At 44.8% G+C, this 22685-nt stretch carries 22 protein-coding genes and 1 pseudogene; 6 read left to right on the forward strand and 17 right to left on the reverse strand.

Features of this window, described 5'->3' with window-relative positions:
- Positions 1 to 248: 248 nt before the first annotated feature.
- From AB4513_RS13835 to AB4513_RS13860, 6 genes are all read left to right on the forward strand, one after another.
- Positions 249 to 2285, forward strand: a complete 2037-nt coding sequence (locus tag AB4513_RS13835; RefSeq protein ID WP_009848661.1) for a methyl-accepting chemotaxis protein — start codon at positions 249 to 251, stop codon at positions 2283 to 2285.
- A 193-nt stretch (positions 2286 to 2478) separates the two neighbouring features.
- Positions 2479 to 3294 (forward strand): 23S rRNA (guanine(745)-N(1))-methyltransferase, encoded by an 816-nt coding sequence (rlmA, locus tag AB4513_RS13840; RefSeq protein ID WP_009848662.1) that lies wholly within the window; start codon positions 2479 to 2481, stop codon positions 3292 to 3294.
- 75 nt (positions 3295 to 3369) lie between these two features.
- Positions 3370 to 4329, forward strand: a complete 960-nt coding sequence (locus AB4513_RS13845) for a ChaN family lipoprotein (RefSeq protein ID WP_009848663.1) — start codon at positions 3370 to 3372, stop codon at positions 4327 to 4329.
- Between the two features lie 284 nt (positions 4330 to 4613).
- On the forward strand, positions 4614 to 4967 hold the full coding sequence (locus AB4513_RS13850; protein WP_009848664.1) for a hypothetical protein: 354 nt from the start codon (positions 4614 to 4616) through the stop codon (positions 4965 to 4967).
- A 176-nt stretch (positions 4968 to 5143) separates the two neighbouring features.
- The gene (locus AB4513_RS13855; RefSeq protein WP_009848665.1) at positions 5144 to 7030 is read left to right on the forward strand and encodes a BCCT family transporter; all 1887 of its coding nucleotides are present in this window, start codon (positions 5144 to 5146) and stop codon (positions 7028 to 7030) included.
- 193 nt (positions 7031 to 7223) lie between these two features.
- Positions 7224 to 8801, forward strand: coding sequence for an alkaline phosphatase (locus AB4513_RS13860; protein ID WP_009848666.1), 1578 nt, complete (start codon positions 7224 to 7226; stop codon positions 8799 to 8801).
- A 292-nt stretch (positions 8802 to 9093) separates the two neighbouring features.
- Here AB4513_RS13860 and AB4513_RS13865 read toward each other — a convergent pair whose 3' ends face one another.
- From AB4513_RS13865 to AB4513_RS13945, 17 genes and pseudogenes are all read right to left on the reverse strand, one after another.
- Positions 9094 to 9531, reverse strand: coding sequence for a hypothetical protein (locus tag AB4513_RS13865; RefSeq protein ID WP_102257911.1), 438 nt, complete (start codon positions 9529 to 9531; stop codon positions 9094 to 9096).
- Between the two features lie 865 nt (positions 9532 to 10396).
- Complete coding sequence (locus tag AB4513_RS13870; RefSeq protein WP_102257913.1) at positions 10397 to 12037, reverse strand: hypothetical protein; 1641 nt, start codon at positions 12035 to 12037, stop codon at positions 10397 to 10399.
- The gene (locus AB4513_RS13875; RefSeq protein WP_102257914.1) at positions 12034 to 12507 is read right to left on the reverse strand and encodes a DNA-binding protein; all 474 of its coding nucleotides are present in this window, start codon (positions 12505 to 12507) and stop codon (positions 12034 to 12036) included. The genes AB4513_RS13870 and AB4513_RS13875 overlap by 4 nt, the downstream gene beginning before the upstream one ends.
- Complete coding sequence (locus AB4513_RS13880; protein WP_102257915.1) at positions 12501 to 13388, reverse strand: hypothetical protein; 888 nt, start codon at positions 13386 to 13388, stop codon at positions 12501 to 12503. The genes AB4513_RS13875 and AB4513_RS13880 overlap by 7 nt, the downstream gene beginning before the upstream one ends.
- Before the next feature lie 24 nt (positions 13389 to 13412).
- Positions 13413 to 13739, reverse strand: a complete 327-nt coding sequence (locus AB4513_RS13885) for a hypothetical protein (protein WP_102257916.1) — start codon at positions 13737 to 13739, stop codon at positions 13413 to 13415.
- A gap of 478 nt (positions 13740 to 14217) precedes the next feature.
- Positions 14218 to 15060 (reverse strand): annotated as a pseudogene (locus AB4513_RS13890) (phage tail protein); the annotation flags it as partial.
- A gap of 33 nt (positions 15061 to 15093) precedes the next feature.
- Positions 15094 to 15756 (reverse strand): phage tail protein, encoded by a 663-nt coding sequence (locus AB4513_RS13895; protein WP_102257917.1) that lies wholly within the window; start codon positions 15754 to 15756, stop codon positions 15094 to 15096.
- A gap of 3 nt (positions 15757 to 15759) precedes the next feature.
- Entirely contained in the window at positions 15760 to 16953 is a 1194-nt protein-coding gene (locus AB4513_RS13900) for a baseplate J/gp47 family protein (RefSeq protein ID WP_102257918.1), read from the reverse strand.
- Entirely contained in the window at positions 16950 to 17285 is a 336-nt protein-coding gene (locus AB4513_RS13905) for a DUF2590 family protein (protein WP_372070511.1), read from the reverse strand. Before AB4513_RS13905 ends, AB4513_RS13900 begins: the two co-directional genes overlap by 4 nt.
- Positions 17266 to 19089 (reverse strand): phage tail tape measure protein, encoded by a 1824-nt coding sequence (locus tag AB4513_RS13910; RefSeq protein WP_102257920.1) that lies wholly within the window; start codon positions 19087 to 19089, stop codon positions 17266 to 17268. The genes AB4513_RS13905 and AB4513_RS13910 overlap by 20 nt, the downstream gene beginning before the upstream one ends.
- Before the next feature lie 14 nt (positions 19090 to 19103).
- Positions 19104 to 19292, reverse strand: a complete 189-nt coding sequence (locus AB4513_RS13915) for a DUF6890 family protein (RefSeq protein ID WP_372074299.1) — start codon at positions 19290 to 19292, stop codon at positions 19104 to 19106.
- Positions 19289 to 19570: a putative phage tail assembly chaperone gene (locus AB4513_RS13920; protein ID WP_102257921.1), complete on the reverse strand. Its 282-nt coding sequence runs from the start codon at positions 19568 to 19570 to the stop codon at positions 19289 to 19291. Before AB4513_RS13920 ends, AB4513_RS13915 begins: the two co-directional genes overlap by 4 nt.
- On the reverse strand, positions 19563 to 19877 hold the full coding sequence (locus tag AB4513_RS13925; protein ID WP_237300131.1) for a hypothetical protein: 315 nt from the start codon (positions 19875 to 19877) through the stop codon (positions 19563 to 19565). Before AB4513_RS13925 ends, AB4513_RS13920 begins: the two co-directional genes overlap by 8 nt.
- A gap of 242 nt (positions 19878 to 20119) precedes the next feature.
- Positions 20120 to 20701, reverse strand: a complete 582-nt coding sequence (locus AB4513_RS13930; protein ID WP_102257922.1) for a lysozyme — start codon at positions 20699 to 20701, stop codon at positions 20120 to 20122.
- The gene (locus AB4513_RS13935; protein WP_240798334.1) at positions 20698 to 20898 is read right to left on the reverse strand and encodes a phage holin family protein; all 201 of its coding nucleotides are present in this window, start codon (positions 20896 to 20898) and stop codon (positions 20698 to 20700) included. The genes AB4513_RS13930 and AB4513_RS13935 overlap by 4 nt, the downstream gene beginning before the upstream one ends.
- 197 nt (positions 20899 to 21095) lie before the next feature.
- Positions 21096 to 21548, reverse strand: coding sequence for a phage protein (locus tag AB4513_RS13940; protein ID WP_102257923.1), 453 nt, complete (start codon positions 21546 to 21548; stop codon positions 21096 to 21098).
- A gap of 3 nt (positions 21549 to 21551) precedes the next feature.
- On the reverse strand, positions 21552 to 22685 hold the full coding sequence (locus tag AB4513_RS13945; protein ID WP_102257924.1) for a DUF2586 domain-containing protein: 1134 nt from the start codon (positions 22683 to 22685) through the stop codon (positions 21552 to 21554).

The following is a 22685-nucleotide window of genomic DNA, read 5'->3' on the forward strand; positions in this document are numbered from 1 at the left end:
ATCTCTATCTCTATCTCTATTCCCATGACCAGTTTGTAAGTTAACGCAGACAAAATTTATCTACTCTGATTCAAATACATTCCAAATTACATTTCATATCTCATACGCCACAATTTATAAATATAACTATCAATTCATTAATTCTTATCAATTACTGCCTATGAATAAGTTCTTATGATAGGAGGCTCAATAACAAACTTATCTAAAACCACTTAACAACACCTCAATGAAGACAGGATAATGAATTCATGTTCGAGAAATACAAAAATCAAAGTGTTGGCTTCCAACTTAAGTTGGTCATTTTGCTGTGCTTACTTATCGCCTTTGGCTCTATCGCAACGCTCGTGTATCGCAATGCCTCACAAGTATTATTAGACAACACGTTAAGGGAACACCAATCCAAAGTAGAAGCGATGGCCAAAACCATATCTGGCCAATTCGATGCCTACCTGCATACCGCCAAAGTTTTAGAATCCACCTTTCGTAACGGTTACCTAGCAGGTGTTTATGTTGAGAATTACGACGTTGAGTTCAACGGTCATTCCATTCCTAACCTGACTCAATATGGTGAGAGCCTAATCAACGACACTAAACTCGTTGATAGCTTTACTCGCGACACCGGCGCTGTAGCAACCCTATTTGCCCCATTTGGCGATGACTTTATTCGCGTGTCTACTTCTCTTAAAAAACCGTCAGGGGAACGTGTTGTTGCCACAACGTTAGGCAAGGATCATCCTGGCTATAACAAACTCAAAAATGGCGAAGCTTATTACGCGCAAGTGAAGCTCTTCGGCCAACGCTACATTACCTACTACGCGCCTTTAACGAATGCACAAGGCAAAGTTAACGGTGTCTCTTTCATTGGTCTACCCGTAGAAGAGGCGACACAAAACCTGTTCGAGTCATTGCGTTCTGTCTCATGGGGCGATACTGGCTATACCATCATCGTTGACAATGAAGAAGAGCATCAAGGCCAGTACTTACTGCACCCTACTAATGCTGGAGGTGATAAATCTATTGTGGATGTTGCCGACTACGACGGTAACAAACCTTTCTATCAGCTCTTTGAGCAGCCATCCGGCTTGATTCTCTACCCTTTTGAGTATCAAGGAACAGTGGGCGAAAAATACCTCGTCTATACCGAAGTCCCGGGGTGGAATTGGAAACTACTTGGCGGCACATTTATTAATGAAGTCACTAAAGGCAGTGACGAACTGCTGAAACTTATCGCGATAATCGCGACCTTGATTGCCGCCGCTACCATCGTCGTGTTAACGCTCGTATTGAACCGTACGTTGACGCCGTTAACGACTTTAAACGAATACATGATGCGCTTAGGAAAAGGCGAAGTCAGCTTACATATTCCAAACAACGGCAAACAGACTAAGAATGAAATCAGCAACCTAAATACCGGCGTTGCGAATATGGCTGCTCAATTGAATACACTCGTTGGAGAAATTCGTACGACCAGTGATCAAGTACAAAACAGCTCTAGCAGTGTGTCACAGGATGCTAGCCACAATCTGAGCCAATCTGACCGCCAGCAAGCACAGGTTGAGCAAGTCGTTACCGCTATTGAAGAGATGGCTACCTCGGCAGAATCTGTAGCGCAGCAAGTGAATAGCATTGCTGAAAATGTTCGCCTAGCCAATGAAGACAGCCAGAAAGGTTTAGAAGTCGTTGAAGGTGTGTGTATTGATGTTGCCCAGCTAAATGATCAATTAGACAAATCAGCATCGGCCATCGAGCAAGTGAGTTCTGATAGCGAAAGCATTCAAACCGTCACCAAAATGATTGATGACATCGCAGAACAAACCAACTTACTTGCGTTGAACGCTGCAATAGAAGCAGCGCGAGCGGGTGATCAGGGGCGTGGTTTTGCCGTGGTCGCTGACGAAGTAAGAACATTGGCTCATCGTACACAAACGTCAGTACAAGACGTAGTGAGCATCATCGAGAAGTTAAAATCTTCAACTAACAATGCCGTGAACCTGATGACACAAAGCCAATCAAATGCCAACCAAGTACTTGATAAAGCGCAAGAAGCAGGCACAGCCCTAGAGTCGATTGCCTCTCAAGTTGAATCTATTGCTTCTCAAGCTGAAACCATTGCTGCGACATCAGAAGAGCAAGCTCAGGTTTCTCAAGAAATAGCAGCGAACGCGCATGCGATCAGCGATTTGAACCAGCAAAGCCGTGAAACCAGCGCTAAGACCTCTCACAGTGCTGATGAACTTCAAAAACAAGCTGAGTCGTTAAAGAACCAAGTTAACTTCTTTAGCTAAAAGCCGAGTTCACTGTTTCTATCAGTGACTTGCTCATAACCAATAGAGCCAACCATACGTTGGCTCTATCTCTTCACTGACAGCCTCTGTATCTTCACTAATTGCCGTAAACCAAGACAGCTGCGTTTATTCTAGCGCCCCACAATGCTTCCTGTTAAAATTTTGGACTTGAAATTTCTACCTCGAGTTCGCAATGACTTACCAATGCCCTTTGTGTCACCAACCTTTATCTCAAAACGATCGTACGTTTAAGTGTGAAAAGAACCATCAGTTCGACCTAGCGAAAGAAGGCTATGTCAATTTGATGCCAGCACACCACAAACGCTCAAAAGATCCAGGTGACAACAAAGAAATGATGCAGGCTCGTCGCCGCTTCCTTGAAGGCAACCACTACGATCCAATGCGTCAAGCCGTTGTTGGTTTATGCGCTAGCTATCTGCCAGCAACCGCCCCTAGCCTATTAGATATCGGTTGTGGTGAAGGTTATTACACCAATGAAATTGCGGTAAACCTTCAAGAAAAGAATGGTGCGACTTTTGGCCTAGACATTTCTAAGATTGCTATCAAATACGCAGCTAAACGCTACCCTGCTGTCGACTTCTCAGTCGCTTCGAGCCATCGCCTGCCCTTTGCGGAAAACAGCTTAGACGGCATTCTACGCATTTATGCGCCTTGCAAGGCTGAAGAACTGCAGCGCACCATCAAAGACAATGGCGTGGTGATCACCGTGACCCCTGCTAGCCGACACCTGTATCAGCTGCGTGATGCAATTTATGATGGTGTTCGCTTGCACGACGAAGATCCAGAAATGATTGAAGGTTTTACTCTTGAGCACCAAGAGCAACTAAACTATATGATGGAACTATCGGGGTCAGACGCATTCGACCTGCTACAGATGACGCCGTTTGCTTGGAAAGCGAGTGAAGAGTTTAAACAACAACTCATTGATGCTGAGCAATTCAACTGTGAAGCGGACTTTATGCTGCGAGTGTACCGCAAACAAATTTAATTGATATTGATTATCGTTTGCATTGAAATATCATCTTGCCTCCTTTAGTATGCGTGTTCTTCAAGGAGGCATTTCATGCAACGTATTATTCTTATCGGATTAGCTACCCTGCTCACAGCTTGTGCTAATCAACCTTCAAATAGCACTTCTCAACAAGTGGCTAACACGCAAACGGAAAACGTTTCCACATTCTATGACTACCAGTTTGCTTCTCCACAAGGCGAAACGCTTTCTCTCGATGCATTACCTAAACAGCTGATTGACGCTGATGTGGTTCTTATTGGCGAATGGCACACTCACTCGGCAATCCATCGCTTCCAAACCGATTTCTTAAAAGCACGTCGCAACGCCACATCAAACATCGCGCTTTCAATGGAACAATTCACTCGAGAACATCAAGACACATTAAACCAATATCTCAATGATGAAATTGGCGAACAAATTCTTATGCCTCAAGCGGCTGCTTGGCCAAACTACGAAAGTGATTATCGTGCACTGGTTGAGTTCGCTAAAACCAACAACGTCGATATCATTGCGGCAAACGCACCAAAACCCTTTGTACAGTGTATCGGCCGTAAAGGATTATCCTATCTAGATCAGCTAACGACGGAACAACGTCAATGGATTGCTTCAGAAGTGGATACTGGCGATAGCCCTTATAAAGAAAAGTTCATGGCTTCGATGCATCACGGAACACCAGAGCAAACAGAAAAACAGTTTGCGGCTCAAGTCACATGGGACGAAACCATGGCAGAGTCGATTGTTGATTACCTCGCATCAAACCCAGATCAGCAAGTGATTCATGTTGCTGGCAAGTTCCATACAGAAGATGGTTTAGGCACAGCTGCATCGATTCTGCGTCGCAATCCCGATCTAAAAATTGCGATTATCAGCCCAGTTAAGGAAATCGCTTCAGATAGCAGTGACTACCAGCTCAAAGTGCTTTCTCCACCCGCTCGCTTTGTTAAAAAAGAGAACAGAATGAAGGCATACAAACACCTATCTAAGCGCGGCGCTAGCCTAGAGTGCGACTAAACCATTCTTATCCATTCTTATCCATTCTTATAAGAGAACGAAACGATGGGCTAATTCTAGATAACTAGCCCATCGACAGAGCTTCATTGGCTCCTATCATCCACTCTAACTCTATATAACATTCAAATTCCTTATCGGCACAAGATTTGCTTAATAACTAGACGGTTTGACCAAGCAGACGAAAAAACAATGTGCGAATAAAAAAACATCACCACGGTGATTAAATGCACAAGTTTTTCACACCTCTGCCGATACTATATTTAAGGATAGGTAAGGAGAGCGATATGACACCAGTAGGAACGAGTAATACTCAGCTGTATTCACCTGCGAAAATGAACGCACAGAATAAAAGCACCGAGGCTGAAAAGCCTGCTCCACTCAAGGTGGAACAAAATACCGTTAAGCTTTCCGATGAAGGAAAAGCGCTATTATCTGCTCTTAAACAAATCGATAAAGAATCCAAAAAATTCGAAGCGGAAAATGCAACCGTTACAGATAAAGTTGAATCGTTCGCTCACGGCGCATTAGGCATGGACCACCCAGACAAGGTTGAAGAAGAGGATGATGGCTCATATTCAGCGGGGCAATTCTTGTCCGCGGCACTTACCGTAGGTGGCATCCTTATCGCTTTAGTCTAACTTTTTGCTTTAACCTAATTTCGCTTTAGCCTAACTTTACAGCTCTGCTTCTCTATTCTTTCATTACCTACCTTTTATTGAATAGAAGCAATTTGTCGTCACGACAACAGACCTGATTTGGTCTAAAAAACGAGTTCATTCCATAATTCCGCTCTCATTTTAATGGAATAATACTCGTGAAAAACACTTTTGAGCTTATTGATAAGCCTACCTTCTTTGGTGCTATTGCACTCCTACTCACGATAGTTTTCCCGCTCATTTTGTTCCCAGCACAGGGCGCAGACTGGATTGCGGTTGCGAAAACATTCATGACGGATCAACTTGGATTTCTATATCTTGCTCTAGGCCTAGCTGCTTGTGCCTTCATGGTTTACGTTGTGTTCAGTGATATGGGACAAATTAAACTGGGTGAAGCTGATGAAGAACCTGAGTTCAAAACTGCATCATGGGCAGCAATGCTTTTCTGTGGTGGTATCGGCGCAAGTATCTTGTACTGGGGCTGTATTGAGTGGGCTTACTACTACCAATCACCGCCTTTCCAACTAGAACCCGGAAGTGAAGAAGCGGTTCGTTGGGCGGCAACTTATGGTTTGTTTCACTGGGGACCAATCGCTTGGTCTATCTACTTGATCCCAGCGATTCCTATCGCTTACTTCTTTTATGTGCGTAAACAGCCTGTTCTAAAGATCTCTAGTGCGTTAATGCCTGTTCTTGGTGAACACCGCAGTAAAGGCGTACCTGGAAAAATCGTCGATATCCTATTCATTTTCGGTCTACTGGGTGGCGCCGCGACAACACTAGGTTTAGCAGCACCTCTCATCACTGAAGGCTTAAATCACCTATTCGGTCTACCTAAAAACAACCTTACGCAAGCAATGGTGCTTTTAGTTTGTACGGCAATTTTTGCTTACTCTTCTTATGCTGGCTTGGAAAAAGGCATCAAGATCCTGAGTAACATCAATTTCTGGGGTGCAATGGGTTTACTGACTTTCGTTCTGATCGCCGGTCCAACAATCTTCATGCTAGAAACAGGTTTAGACTCTATTGGTCGTCTACTGTCTAACTTCTTCGTGATGGCAACGTGGGCTGAACCATTTGGTGGTTACGGTACCTTTGAGAACACGCACTTCCCACAAGACTGGACCATTTTCTACTGGGCGTGGTGGCTAGTATTTGCACCAAGTATGGGCCTGTTTGTTGCGCGAATCTCTCGCGGAAGAACCATCAAACAAATGGTGTCAGGTTCAATTTTCTTTGGCTCTCTAGGTTGTTTCTTGTTCTTCATGATCCTAGGTAACTATGGCCTATCACTACAACTTTCTGGTGAACTGGATGTAGTAGCGATTTTGAATGCAGAAGGCGCTACCAAAGCTATCTTCTCGATGCTTGCGCAACTGCCAATGAGTACACTAGTTATCGCGGTATTTACGCTGCTGTGTATTATTTTCACTGCAACGACATTTGACTCAATCTCATACATCCTAGCGTCTGTTGTGCAAAACAACGTGACCGAAGAGCCAATGCGTTGGAACCGTATGTTCTGGGCATTCACACTGTCGTTCTTGCCAACGATTCTGATGTTCTTGGGTGGTCTAAGTACGCTACAAACGGCAGCAATAGTTGGTGGCTTACCGCTACTGGTGATCTCTGTGATGCTGATGATTTCAGCGGTTCGTGCAACTAGCCTCGACCTACGCCATCAAGACGCGTACATCGAGCCAACGATCAATATCGAAGAACTACCAGATATGGACCCTTGGTCTGCAGAAGGTATGGCACTGGCTCAATTTGAGAAAGAAAGAGATGCAGCACAAGAAGCTGCAGAACTTGAGCGTATTGCTTACACAGAACTTGCCGCAGTGAAGAAAGAAATTCGCGCTTATGTGCTAGAACAAGATTCACAAATGGAAACTCACGAGTTACCAGAGAACCTACAACAAGCACTTGAGCAGGCCGAGAGTAATCTTAGTGCCGCACAAGCGAAAAAAATCGAGTTATCTGAGCAAGCTCAGAATGCTCGTATCACGTTCAACCAGGTGGTTGCAGACTTACCGCTTGCTTGACATTAGCCATGACACAGTCCATTGATTTGGACCCTCCTAAATACGACAAAGGCTCACAGAAATGTGAGCCTTTTTTTATGCTTTTCAAAAAATTGGAGTTATTGCTCAATTTCACATTGATGAAATAAATATGAAACGACTTTGACACAAATCGATGTTCTAATCATCCCGCTTATATAAAAAGGGATAACCAATGAAGCACATTATAAAACCAATCATTGCCGCAGTGGCAACCTCAACACTTTCATTCAACGTACTTTCAGCAGAAATCAAAAACGTCATTCTGATGATTGGCGATGGAATGGGACCTCAACAAGTTGGCCTGTTAGAAACCTACGCAAACCAAGCACCAAACTCGATCTATAAAGGGAACAAAACCGCCCTTTATCAACTTGCTCAAGAAGGGGTTATTGGTTCATCCCTGACTCACCCAGAAGATGCAATTGTGGTCGATTCTGCTTGTTCAGCCACCATGCTTGCAACCGGTATCTACAGTGGCTCAGAAGTGATTGGCATTGATTCTCAGGGCAATCATGTTGAGACGGTTCTTGAGAAAGCTAAAAAGGCAGGTAAAGCAACAGGACTCGTGTCCGATACGCGCTTAACTCACGCCACGCCTGCTGCATTTGCTGCTCACCAACCTCACCGTTCGCTAGAAAACCAAATTGCTAACGACATGCTAGAAACTGGTGTTGATGTAATGCTTTCGGGAGGGCTACGTCATTGGATCCCTAAATCGACCAACGACAAAGGTGAAACCTATAAGCAACTTGAAAAACTGACTCAAGGTGATGTTTACCTAAAATCAAAACGTAAAGACGACCGTAACCTTCTTGCAGAGGCAGAGAAAGACGGCTACCAACTGGCATTTAACCGCAGCATGCTAGAAGATGCTAAAAGCGATAAGCTACTTGGCCTGTTCGCCTACTCAGGCATGGATGACGGCATCGCTTACAGCAACAAGAAAGAGAGTGGCGAACGTACTCAACCAAGTTTGAAAGAGATGACACAAAAAGCCCTCAACATCTTATCCAAAGATGAAGACGGCTTTTTCCTAATGGTCGAGGGTGGCCAAATCGACTGGGCGGGACACAGTAACGATGCCGGCACTATGCTGCATGAACTGCTCAAGTTTGATGAAGCGATCCAAACTGTGTATGAATGGGCAAAAAATCGTGAAGACACGATCGTGATTGTGACCGCAGACCACGAAACAGGATCTTTTGGATTCAGCTACTCTTCTAACGACCTACCAAAACCACAAAAACGTTCTGGTGAAGCCTTCGCCGACCGCGACTATGCACCTAACTTCAACTTTGGCGCATTCGATATTCTTGATGGTTTATATAATCAAAAGCAAAGCTACTACGGCATGATCAGCGAATTTCAGAAGTTGGATAAAGCGCAGCAAACACCTGAAAAACTGGCTGAGATCGTCAACAAGAATAGTGAGTTCCCTATTACAGCTGAACAAGCGAAAAACGTATTAGCGAGTAAGCCGAACCCATACCGATTGGCTCAACACAAATACTTATCGGCAGAAGAAGTGCCTGCTATCAACGATTTCGATGCATTCTTCCCTTATAACGACCGCGGAAACTTGCTTGCTCGTGAACAGGCAACAAGTCAAAACATCGTTTGGGGTACAGGTACACATACTCACACACCAGTGAACGTGTTTGCTTGGGGCCCAGCAGAGAAAATACTGCCCGTTTCAAAAATCATGCACCACTCAGAACTGGGTGAGTACATTAAACAACAAGTAAACTAGCCTGAATCTTTTTTACTCGTTTTACTTAGCGCCCTACGGGGCGTTTTTTGTTTTAAGCCTTTAAGTTAAGTAATTAAGTAATTAAGTAAATTTAGGCGACGCCAAATAGCAAAACAGCCGCTCAAGAGCAGCTGTTTTTAGAATAACTAGCGATTTGGGTGATTCAAGATGTGGTCTTATAGAGCAATTCAAATAAAGTACATTAAAAACAGAAAGATACATTAAATAAAAAGTTAACATGGCGATAAAGTGGCGACAGTGTTCAATATGTAAGACTAACGAGTAATTGCACTCAAACGGCCAATTGTTTAAATTTTTCTAAATCTTGTACCGACTTATTAAGTATATAGTTTAATTCAAACAACATACTGATGTTCAGCTTCATATCATCTTTAATTTCTGTAATCTCAAAGAGTTGCCTTTCCTCATTAGGATTATTCTTAAAGTAGTCATTGATCCGTGACTGGCTATCTCGGTAATTTAAAAAAGGTTCGTGCATAGACATCAGTATCTCATTTATATCTAACTGCTCTAGTACATTAATCGCAGACTCATCCTTGCTCTTTCTTGATATCAAACGAAGTGAGTTTAAGGATTGTTTATAGTCCTTCTGAAATGGAATTGTCGCTTTATGCAATACACCGATTAGCCCGATTCCCGTAACAGACTCATCATGTATGGCTTGCTCTAAAGCTGCATTTATATCAAGTAATACACTCTCCAGTTGCAAAACATGCTCATATTATTTTCCATGGTAAAACTCATTCTTCCATTCCTTTGTAGACCTATACGAGATGTATGCTGCTCCAGCCGCTCCCATCCCTCCTAAGATGGAGCCCATTGAAGCAAGGGCGCTTACTGCTGATTCAGATACTTGTATATGAAAGCCAAAAATTAGTCCAACCAGAACTAGACACAACGCACAGATAAGTACCATCTAACTACCCCATTTAACTAAAACCAACAAATTCTGTAGTTTACACCTCTTAATGAGCAGACAAAATCCGCGTTTTTGTAGCCCCACTGTCTCCAACTTTATAATAAAGCCTTTCAGTTCTTCCATTGAAACAAATTGAAAAAATGTTTTTGCCTTAAAAACGCCTGCAAGCCTTATGCTACCTAGCTTAACGAGGCATGAATTTGATCCTTCAAAATCACCCCTAGATCATTAAAACAATGACAAAAAATAGAATAGCCTATACCTTTCAATAAGTTAACACAAAGACGCCTAATCTTTAATGATCGTTTTTTTTCAATTTACTGAAAAAAACTGAAATAATTGAAATTTTATATTGGGCAATTTATGCCATTTCTAACAACTTTAATCTATCCCGAACCCCATATAGCAAAAGGCTTCGCACCCCGTCAGTAAGGCGCTCTAAGCCCTAGTTTTTCATAACTCAAAAACTGTAAAAAAAACTGATCGAAAAACGCGCAGGCGGGTGAGGAGAGTGCGGATTTTGTCATCCGGTCTAGGTGTTTCGTCGCTCTGTGGTTGCTGTTTTCCCTGTAATGGCGTTGTTCTCATTTTGCATTGATACAGGCATAAAAAAACGCAGCCGTTTGGCTGCGTTGTTTGTGAATGATTATCTGGGTTAACTGGTTTGTGTGATTGGATCGAGTCGCCCTTTCAACTCGGAACTCTCCGTACCATGCCCTCGAATTGCGCTCGCTTGAACTGGAGCTCTCGTTGTCGCAGGGCCAGCCGCGACTCCCTTGTGCGTATGCGTAGCTAATGTCTCGGCCAACTCTTTCACTACCTGCATGAGTTCAGACAAAAGAATCAAGACATTCTCTTGCTTAGAGCCTACCCATGTTTTGGGCGACTGCAACCATTGATGTTCAGCGGCAAAGCTCCTACGCACTTTTCCTATAGCCTCTACCAATTCGCCAGCAGTAGCCGTTTGTATATTACCCAAACTCCCCAACACAATATCATCACCAGCAAGTAGATTAATCGCACCCAATGCTTCTATGAGTTTTTTACCAATCACCTCTTCAACGCTGTGTTCATCGACAACTAGATGATGCTGTCCAAACTCACCACGATAACGTTCAACCTGGTCTATCTTTTCGAACGCTCTTTGTTTTTGTGTCTGGTCAGTTTGCTGACTTATGTTGCCCGCAGCATCGATTCTATTGCTAACTTCTTCACGTTGCTGCTGCAATTGCTCACCTGGCTCTATCGACGGCAACGCATAATCACGACCATAAACACCACGAACGATAGGTCTATCGTTTCGACCATACGCGAAAGCAATTTCGACTAACGTTCCCTCAAGTGGATAGGCTAACAAACCTGATTCATGTCCACTCATGTGAACAGGCAAAGGGATCGAACGATAGACAGGTACATTACTGTCTGGGTTTAAGTCTTCATCAAGCACCTGAACATCAACCGCAAACCTTGGCCGGAATGGGTCAGCGACTTGCCCTACTGTTACCTTGTCTCTCACCGCTTCAACTCGACCAAATTTTGGCAAATGAAAACCGGCGGCCAACTCTGGAAAGTTTTGCAGTGCTTCGCGTTTCTTTGGTGGAACTTCGGATTGTTCATTTTTCCAATAAGCGGTCATTTCATCTTCAATCAAATCCACTCGATTAACTCGCTTATCGTTCATGACCCTACCCGGCCTAAGCATTGGAAACGGTACAAAAGTGACACTGTTACCACTTTGGCGACTGGTAAACTCTTCCGGCATTGGCATCGGTTTGTTATAAAAATGACTATCTTGATACGACCCGAAATAAATCCTCTGATCAGCATCTTGAAACCAAACACAGTCGAGAATAGAAAACGCTTTGGCTACTTGTTCTAAACATTGATAGCCCGTTCCTTGGCAAACAAAGTTCGGGATAGTCGTTTTGATGTAATCAACCTCTGGCAGGTTGAACTCAAGCCCGGTTAACTCAGCAAGAACACCGATCACATCCTCTGCCGTTGGATGCTCTAGGCTAACGGCCCAGCGCTTAGACAAAATACCAACCAATTCTTTTGCCGTAATTTTATGGTAGCCATTTGCTGCGGGTTGCACTTTGTCGATATACCCCTCAAACCAAGGGGCGGTTTTGCTTTCGTATCCGATATCAAAACGCACTAATTCAAACAGCTCTGGCTTCTCTTTGGCTTCAATTTCGAAGATCGCAACACTGCCTAGTGATAACTTTAAACTCACCATGTTACTCACCAGTTTTACTTCTTCACCACTGATAAACAAACGTTTCTCTAACTTCATTGAGTTGCTTCCTCTGCGTTATTCAGAGCCTGTTTAAGTCTTGTATTTTCTCGCTGTTCAGGTTTACTTTGTTCTTTAGCGCGTTGCTCTTTTTGCTCTCCCACACTGTTGTGTTCCCGCAGCTCAAAGGAAACATTCCAGGCCTGCAGTGTTTCATGCTCTCTTGCGTTGATACGACCAGTAAATTTCACATTGCGAATTTTAAGCGCCAACGCAATGTCGTTACCGATTCGATAAACTCTTCGCGTGTTGGTTTCATCTTTACTCGAAGCAAACGAATACAACTGAGTCAGCGTTTCTGCACGCGTAAAAGGAACACGACCACTAAAGGTCAATTTTTTGCCTTTATCGCCTTGCTCTGCCGTATCGGTTCCCGATGATTGACCGCTCATGTCTTGGTCTTTTAGCTCCATCGACATTTCAACTTTCATTGAATCCAAGTTAACCGGCACACCATCAAGAGCTAACATAGCAACTCCTCAAAAAAGGTCATGGGTTCATGACTAAGCAATAAGCTCACCACTGTGAATTGATGATGGTTTGGCGTATCCGCTTTGTTAAGCTGTGTTGCAATACTTTCTGCACTCCCAGTAGCGGAGAAAACATAAACATTTCCTTTTAAGTTTTTCAGCGCATTTATCTGGGTTTTAATATCACCCAACTTATTGGCTCGCTTAGCCGCAAGTGACTGTAATTTCCCAATTACATGACTTTCATCATCTGCTAAAGATTCTATTGTCGCAATTTGTGCCCCTTGCCAATGCAAAGCGTCATACAATGGTTTGGGGTTGAGTCTTGCCAAAGGTTTAAAACGAAGCTGGGTGATTGCAGCAGGTTGATAAAGTTTGTCGGTTTCATTGGTCACCTGTGCCTGAGCTTGCCTAGCCACCTGAGCCCAATCAGACAGAGGGAACACAGAAACAAGATCACTTAACTGGCTAGCAAACTGGGCTAACTGCGAAGCTGTCACCATAAACGCCACACAATGAAGATTGCCAGTTGGTCGGTGCTTATCTGCATGGTCACGAAGTTTGCCAGATAACACTTTAACTGCAGACTGTGGATTTAAGTAACTACCTGAGTCCAACTTAGTCCCCACTTGAAACTGGTAAGGCGTCGCAGTTAATACGGTTCCAGTTTTCAACAGAGAATCAAGTTCATCGCGTAGCCTAAGCAAAGCACTCGCTTCTTCGCTTAAAGAGTGACGCCCATAACGAATGTCACTCTCAAGGCTGGTCAATCGGCTAACCGCATCATTCATCGTGGCACCGATTTGGTTTATCACCTGCTCAGACTCGGTTTGAATTGATTGCGAGCAGCTAGGCCAGCTGAGCGGGGATTGTTTCCACATAGTGCTTCTCCCTTCGAAAAGCGCTTACTCTGGGCGTATTGGCTTTTTATCTGCCATGTGTAAGTCACCGGAATCAGAGTGAGAAACAAAGTCTCGACATAAAATAGCGTACTGATTTATTTCATCCAAAGTGGCTACCGCTCGCTTGAGGTCTCCCGTTTGGTGGTAGGCTCTCTGAATGTCACACCAATTTAACTCATCGATAGCCCATTGTTGTGCCTCTGCTAACTCATCTCTTTGCTCGGCCATTTCAAGCGCGTCTGATTCAGATATAGGTGTTAACCCTTTCTTAGCTAATTCGGGGGAGTCATACGCTCGAATAATCCCCTTTTTATCAACAAAGTAATTCATAACAGTTTCCTCAACGGAGTTCTGACCAAGTATACAAACGATATAAAGAACTATTGGCCATTAACCAATACTCAGAGCCTGGTGGGATAATCACGTCGATGATGTAACCTCTATTGCCTGGATAATAAATACCAATGGAAAAATTCTCATCATCAACATAAAATTTTGCTGCTTCACCTGTTTGAGTCAAAGACCTAAAACTAATATGCACTTGAATCGGAAAGTTATTGGTGTTGGTGTATCGAACATTGAAAACGCGCGTGGTGAGCGTTCGGCGATGACACCATGTTTGTCCTGAACTAAAACCAGACTTGAAATTGCTTAGAGCCTTTTGAGTAATGACGAGCTCAGAGCTTGTTCCATTGGGGCTATCGGTGAAGAACTTTTTTATTCCTCGCCAAAATTGCGGTATTTTTATGTGTTTATTAACCATTGATTCGCTGTCAATGTCTTCATCTGTAGCGGCATTACTCTTTGGCTCAGCCAGTGCCAAACCACCTTTAACCCGCCAATCAACCACTGAACCATCAGCATTTATTCCGGCCAATTTTGCGACGTAGTGCTGCTCACCATTCTCATCGACATAATCGGTTAGCTCGGTTCTAGAAACTAAAATAGTAACTTTGTTTTCCCAGACTGACAGCGCTGTCCCTTGACGAACTACATCGACATATAAGCCATTTGGTTTAGTCGTGATGGTTTGCAGCACTTCCCCATTCAACACCCCTCGTAAACCACCAACATAAACAACACCAGAATTCACTTTGTATTTATTCGGATCAGCTTGTTGGGTAACGTCAACCCCCACAATAAAAGCAGTGTGTCCATAATTATCGAAACAAACCAAACGATGCTCTTCTTCCATCCCTTTCAATCGTGCGTGATAGTCAATCTGCCACGTTGAAGCATCAATTGTAATTCCGGCAATTTGAGCGGCTCCGTCATAGGCTTGTACCAATGACTTAGTGCTCACCATGCCATGTTCCTTGGTCTCATTCGCTTTATGCACCACCATTCCACAAGAGTTCGGGGCATTCTTATCACGTAAATAAATCGAGTTGAAAGTAAACCTTGAAACCGTACCAGGGATCACAACTGAATACGCCAGTGCATTGTTACCCAGTTTGCCCACTTGCTCGATGTCTTGTTGGTAAACCCAGAGCGAAGCATCCGGCAAACCATTTTCACGGTCAATTGGTTGGCTTGGATCTAACCTCGGAATGTACGCAAAAATCATTTCATTCATGTCTGGTGCCTCACCAGCACTCATTTGATTTTGCAAATAACGCTCGAATTCGAGTGGGATTGCCGTTTGGCTCATTGGGTACCTCCTCGATACCAAAAAGGTCGCAACCTAAAAATTGGCAATAAATACTTGTTGTCGATGTTCAACTGGCTGTGGCTTCACGTTCATGTCAACGGCTTGCTGAGTCCCGGCTAGAAACAGACTGAAGTTATGCGCCAGTTCACCACTAGCAATGGTTAAAATTGCTGGGTACGTCACTTCAAAACGGTAACGTCGACATGTCCGCCCGTATTGTTCTATTAGTGTTTGAGCTAACTTGTTGTTATTGGCAATATCATCATCTGTTAACTCGATGGTGCACACGTCCCACTGTGCTTCCTGCTCACGCTCTTTAAACGTGACTATACCAATACCCAGCCTTTCAAAAATTCGCTTAAAACCTGCAACACTCCCCGCGTCTTTAGCATTCACTGCTGCGTATTTCACTCGCTTACGAAACAATGAAAGCGGTTCACCCTCAAAGCGTTTAATGTCTCGATCCCAAGCCATTAACTCCAAAGTCTTTTCACTGCATGTCAGGGCATCCATTTGGCGAAGCGGAAACAACAACCAACTCCAAACCATTTGAAAAAATACGAACACCCCTTTCGATAAAAAGTGTGGCTCTTTGATTTCCTCCGAGGTGGTACTTCCATCTTGCCACCAAGGGATGACCACTCCTGGTAACTTTGGGGGGGATTGTTTTTGATCGTAATATTGATGTTCAGACATGAGTTATCCCCTTACCGTTAGCGTTTTCAAACGAGGTTGTTCCAAGCCACTGATGATGTCTTCTTGCACCTTTCCGCCTACGGTGAACTTAACCGATTCGACCTCCGTCATATTGGTGTGGATTTCGGTACCAAGTAGAGAAAGACTGAAACGGCTTTCTGGTTTAGAGCGAGTCATCTCTGGATAAGCGGCCGTTTCGCGAAATGCCGCCCTAATACGACCTTCGACTTCTAATAACTCGTTCACTTGCGCTTGCTCGTCTAGGCTCTCCACTAAAATAACCTCGGCGAGCACATCATGCTCAGCATCTGGAATGGCCTTACAAGTCAGTACATCACCGTGACCGTGATGCCCTTTAGTCATAATGTGGTCATTTAACTCATCAATGACTGATTGAGGGGTTTCACCGACTTCCATTAAAATCAAAGCTTCTGCCGTTCCTGGCGTGACTTCACCTGTATTTTTGAAATAGATATTATCGCTACGAACCCCAGCGACACTTGAAATAATCGAGCGGTAAACGTCATCAATGTGCCACTCGCCTGAACTAGTGAAAGCATTCTGAATACGCAGTGCCAACTCTTCATTACTTTCAGTGTTTGCACCCAGTTGGGTGATCCAATCAGGCTCATTAACCGCATCAACAATCCCTGGGATCTGTTCTGGAATAATATTGAAGTAACCTGCTGGCAAATTAAAATCAGAGCCAGCTTCCAATGCTTCAACGAGCACTTTCCCCGTCAGCTGACCTGAATCAATCACGGTTTCAGCCAGCACACGAACTTTATACACCACTCCACTAATCGGCAAAGTTTGAACTACTGCGCCAGCTTCGACCGTCACAGCATCAGCAGCGTTCACCTTGGTTAAGGTGATATTGCCTTGTGTTTTCTCTGCCCCTTTCGGAACAATGTCGTATTCCCAAGCTTTCAACTCTAAGGCCCAACGCTCTGCCGTCGCCACAAAGATATTCGGCATCACGTGTTTAGCAAGTAGCGTTCTAATTAACCAGACACACGGTGTTATTATTGCAGCACGAACCCATCGCCAGAACGGTGACATTTCAGAGTCATTAGATACCTTACAGCCAGCCCCAGCCACTTCTTGTTTTAACTTGGCCTCGAATTCCTCTTCGGTCACCGGCACACCCGACTCACTTAAGATATCGATAAAGTCTGCGCTTGGTCGTTTACTCATATTGTCACCTCAAACTCACCATATTCATAAGCCGTCGCGGTTAAGATCATTTCACCCGTTTCCCGTTCTGTTGCGGTTGCGGTACCTGGAACGACTCGTACATCACCCTCAGCTAGCTGCTCAATCTGTACCATCACATCAGCTCGCAAAGCCGGGTTTCGTTCAGCAACCAATTGACGAGCCAAACCGGCTTCCATAATGGTGTGCTTAATGTCTTGAGCAATACTGTACAAATTACTGCATTCGGTTGGCTGTTGGCCTGCGTCCATCTCCCACCCTCCGTCAATCACTTTTATGTCTCTATACTTCTTATCATCCGGCATTGAGTTCATCCCACTCTGCTAACTGATCTGGAGTGACCCCGTTTGGCGCGGTGATGTAAACGTCACCGTAAGAGTTCACATTGCTCCCTTGTGGTTTGTGGTTAGTCGTCACATTTTGAACCATACTTGGCGGTAGCGTTGGCAGAGCACCCGGTTGTTTGTATTCGGCAATGCTTTCACCGTTAGCTACTGTTGGCATGGTTGGCGCTTCAAACGTCATGGGTTCAATTGATTTAGGGGCATTTCGCTCAGCTTGAACCGCGGCACTGATTTCTGGCGTCTCCACCTTACTACCCAACTCAATGTCCACACCAGGGAGCATATTAAGCAAATCAACAATACCCTCAATCGCTCCTGCAATAACATCAAACCAAGCCGTGTCTTTGAATGCTGCGGTTAAGTCATCCCACCAATAGATTGCAGCAGCCACACCACCAATTAGCAGTGCCATACCAGCCACGACCCATGTGACTGGGTTAGCCCATAAAGCGGCATTAAATAACCAGGCTGCTGCAGCGCTAGCTATCGTACTAATGCGGAACAACTTCATGATGCTATTTAAACCTGTCATGGTGACGGCCCAACCTGCCGACATCATTTGTCCAATACCCATCGCAAGCGATAATGTTGCTACCACACCACCAAGGGATAAACCCGCAATCGAGACATAGCCCAAAATTTCAGCAAGCCATGGGAATTCGTCTGTCCAGCCCACAAGCACCATCATGCCGTCAGCCATCAAACCAACAACAGTATTGATAGACGGAAGCACAGCACCAAATACAGCAGCACGGACGGCAAACCATACAGACTCCAATCGCTTCCATTGGTCAGTCATAGTGCTCGCCATTTCTTCGGCTTTTGACATGCCTTGAACTTTACCTAGGTGTTCAATACTGACGGCTAACCCATCAGTATCAGCCATGAGCAGCTTGATCATGCTTACGGCTTCTTCTGAACCAAATGCTTTTTTCAAGTCGGCCGCTTCTACCACACTCAAGGTGTCACCATATTGGCCTTTCAATTTATCGAGAATATCCAGCATAGGCAGCATCTGACCTTGGCTGTCAGTAAAAGATACATTGAGTTTGTCTTGAGCATTGGCGACCCCAGCTAGGAACGCTTTATATTTAGTCCCCGCTTCACTGCCGCTCATTGTGGCTTGCAACGTACCTAATATTGCCATTTGTTCCGACATCGCAATTCCTGCCGATGTAGCATTAGCCCCCACACTAGTGAAAGCGCTACTCATTTCACTACCCGTGGTTTTGAACCTTTGCACCGCACTGGCGGTCATGCCTGCTATCTGGTCCACCCATTCACTTTTACCCATTCCTATGGCTTGATTTTTAAATATTCCATACATGGTGCCCATGTAATTAGTAATAGTAGCGGTGTCAGCTTTAGTCGCGGCAGCAAGCACACCCGACGCTTTGGTAAACTGAGAAAGCTCCTCACCGTTTAACCCCGCAATAGCGGACTGAATATCATAAGACGCACCAACAAACTCCGTCGCTGACTTACCGTACTTGGCAGAAAAGTCGAGAGCGGTCGCTTGCAATTGCTTTAATGCATCCTCAGCAACCCCAAGTGATTTCACCTCACCTAGTTTTCTGTCCATTTCAATGGCAGGCATCAATGCATTCTGGATAGCAAAGCCAGCCGCGACCAAACCCGCACCACCTGTCGCCATGTTTTGCATGCCTTGCTTGCCTACTTCCATGGAAGATTGCATTTCTTTGGTAATGCCTTGCAGTGGTTTGGTTACTTGGTCAACCAAAGCCACGTGCATTAAAAGCTTTTCCATACTCATGCGTAATGTTGCCTCTACCTACTAAACAATCGGCTAATTGCGCTCATTACTGCTCTTTCTTCACGTTCGAACTGGTGTTGATCCAACCAGATAGCGCGACTTAAACTTTGTTCGTCATCAGGCTCACTGGGTAAAAAGTGACGACGCAGGGCAAAGGCTTGTTCAAGTGGGCTCTCTTCAATCCTCTTTGCCCTGTCGGTTATTTTTTTAGTGTGATTTCAATGCCACCTTTAGAGGCATTACTCACGGTGGCATACAGCTCAATGGTTAGGCCGGGAACACTATCCAGCAACTCGGTCAATGCCGCTTTCTGTTCCGGTTTAACCGTACGAGTTAAATACGTATATGCAGGCGCCACCTTATTGTTTGGCATCATGTCATTGGTGTAGTTGTTCGCGTCTTGCACCGTTGGGGTAAATTCGAAGTCCGTGTCACCGATAGTGACTTCTACAGGTTTTGAGGAAAAAACAGGTTTAGTCATTGTCATCTCTCTTGGTTTTTTCGTGCTTAGCACGCCATTGCAAATAATCTTCAGCTTGCTGAGCACATTGACTCAACGCCGCTTTTAATTTGGGTACATCTTCACTGGCGGTGATTAATGGGCTAGTGCCTCGAATTTCCGGTTTATGACAAGACACGATCAGCCCCGCAGGCGGTAACTTCACCACCACTTGAGTCGCAACCCACTCAGTACGGTTCGCGCAACCGGTCAACAACATCACTAGGCCAAGACCTTTGATAACACTCTTCATCAACAAGTTGGCGTCGCAGCGTTTCAATGTCTTCATTGAGCTTTCCTTCTCTCGTGCTGTGTAACCTTGCTCTCTCTACCAGTAAATGATTCGCCTCGCTGTTTTCTTGGGTTAGGGTTTCAATGGTTGCTTGGCTGATCTGATTGGTTGATAAAGCGCTTTCTAAACGCGTCTTTAAAGCCGCTAACTCAGACTGACTCACTTTCAACATCAACCACATGGCCCCCATGGCAATCCCCACAACGACAATCAGTAGCCACTTCCCCCATTTAATGCTTTTAAATGGCAAGGCAGCGATCACGTTCTTTTTCCCTGCGGTCAATTAAACCTTTCAACTTCACGCCTCCGCCATATACCCATCTAGGTAACTCATGGCACGCTTTGATAAAGTCACCCCGTTTAATAAAACGGTAAATCTGTGTTTCACTGCCATCCCGGTTTCGCATAAATCGAGTGCACCCGGTATTAAAGCTAAAAGAGGTGAAGGCATCGAACTGACCTGGTGACATCTGTTTGCCAGAAGCGACTTCTGCCCGACTGATACACTGTTCAGCTTGTTGTAGGTTCTTCACCCAATCTGTGGCGATTTGCTCTAACGACACCACTTGGTCTTTCACATCATGAGTATTACCAATACCATTCGTTGCTAACCCTGCCGGACAGGTGTAAAGGCCTTGGCGGCACCCTTCCGCATTGCCGATGATCTCCAGTCCAATGGCGCTCGTTCTTAATGCCCCCATTTGTTCACCTGCGATCGTCACATTGCCAATCGGCAACTCTGAGCGATGCAATGCCATTCCCCCAGTCACTAGCCCGATCACTGCCGCGACAGAGCAAATAATGCGTTTCGTCATTTTCACTTGGTGTCACACCTTTTTTCGCTCGCGATACGTTGCATCGCTCGTTTATGCCAGTAATTCAACCCGAGAGCTGCCAGACCAATGACCAACGATAAGATGAAGTACCACTCTTCAAATGTCAGATTACTTAATGTCATGCCGATTAATGACATTAAGTAAGCAATTCCACTGGTTATTTTGTCGTACCAGTCTTTCATTTCGTTACTCCCGCTCTACTTGGCAAGGTTTGTAATACCGACACCCTGCTCTCGCCAATCAACGCACTTTTGAACCCTTTCTTGTTGGCTCGTCTGCACTGACCGTTTAAGTTGACTGACCACCGCCATTTCGGTGAATTTGGTTTCGTTACTACTTGCATGATCAACAAAATCCGGCATTCGCTCTCTCACTAGACTTAAAGCAGACCACGTGTATCGTCTGAACTTAGGTACGAAATACCATTGATGCGGACAAAGTGCGGGCTCGTCACAAACCCTTTCAGTTTGCGCTTGGTTTTATCACTACTATTAGGATCAACACTCAGCAGATCAGAGAGTTGAAGCTTCACACCGAACAACTCCACTTTGTCTTCATCCTCTCCCGTATTCGCATAAAACATGCAATCGTGAGGTTGAACGCCACGCCAGCTTCCCGCTTCACGCGCTTTCTGCTGCAGCTTTCGGAAATTGTTCAAGTCCAACTCATATTCCACGTCACAACTCACCGCACCGTGAGTAAAACCGGTTGGAATACCTCGCTCTTTATCAACGGCTGATTCATCATTGATGGTTGCCGTTGCCGATTCCACATGAACCAAAACACCCAGAATATTTACGTCGAAGCTTCGACCGGTATAACGAGAATTCATTGATTACTCTCCTAGTCGTTGATTAAGCATGATGCCGATTGTGATTTTTACCGGACATTCATAAGGTGTCACCGCCAGCAGAATTTCTACTTCTTCACTGTTCATCCAAGTAATGGTGATGTCTTCATCTTGTGGCGGTTTGATTTCGCCAGGGAACTCGTAATCACCAATTTTCTTCACAACCGCCATTTCACGCAGATCTTGGGTAAAATAGAGTTTTGCACTTGCTTCACTGCCTGGTGTTGAATTCAATTCACGGTCCGCAATTCGAGCAATGGCACGAGCACGAACTTTACGCGCCGCTTTCATCGCAACACGAATGTGGCGAATATCTTGGAAGTCGCCCCCCGGCACATCCAATGTGCGGCCCGTTGTCCAATACTGCCCCGGATAATCTGGGTACCACATCGGCACAGCAATTCGAGACGCTTCCAAAGCCTTAAGGGTTGCTAACTCCAAAGGCTTGCCGTCTTTATCTTTTGCCAGTTCTAGGCTCCCTAGAACACTGCCTGTTTTGACTCGCGCGGGGGAATCCGCGATAGATACTTCTTGGTTTGCCAGCCGCCCTGCATAGATACCGACTGTTGAGTTATCTTTATGAACTTGAGGAACAACAGTGACGTACTCACTGGCGATGCTTGTTGGTATGGCCACTGTTGCCGCAAGCCATTGCGCCCAACTTTCCCCTGTTATCGGATCATTATTGATACTCGGTAACGTGCAAATCATGAAGACTTCACGACCTAACTTGGCTTTTAGGTCAGTACGGAAAGCGACTACCTCTTCAAGAATCGATGTACCGGTCTCCGTTTTATCCAACACAACCGCTTCAAAACTTGACGTTTCATTGGCTTTAAGTACGGCGGCTTGCCAACTGTCAGCAAGGTCTAAAACCATCACACCTGCCGTCCAATTCTGCTTCCCATTCAATTGGGCTGCTTTCAATGTGATCATGTGTGCAGGATCGATGTTATCAAACGTGCTGTCTGCAAAATCCGTGGTGTTGTCCACCATGATCAAGTTGCGCTCAATGCCCGAAACAGTGCCAAACACAACAAACAGAAAATGAAATTCAACGCCCGGGATTGGTCCGCGCATCATGTTTAGAATATTAATAATGACGGTAGGCCATGCCAT

It is taken from the genome of Vibrio sp. 10N.222.54.E6, assembly GCF_041473955.1.
Taxonomy (GTDB): domain Bacteria; phylum Pseudomonadota; class Gammaproteobacteria; order Enterobacterales; family Vibrionaceae; genus Vibrio; species Vibrio tasmaniensis_A.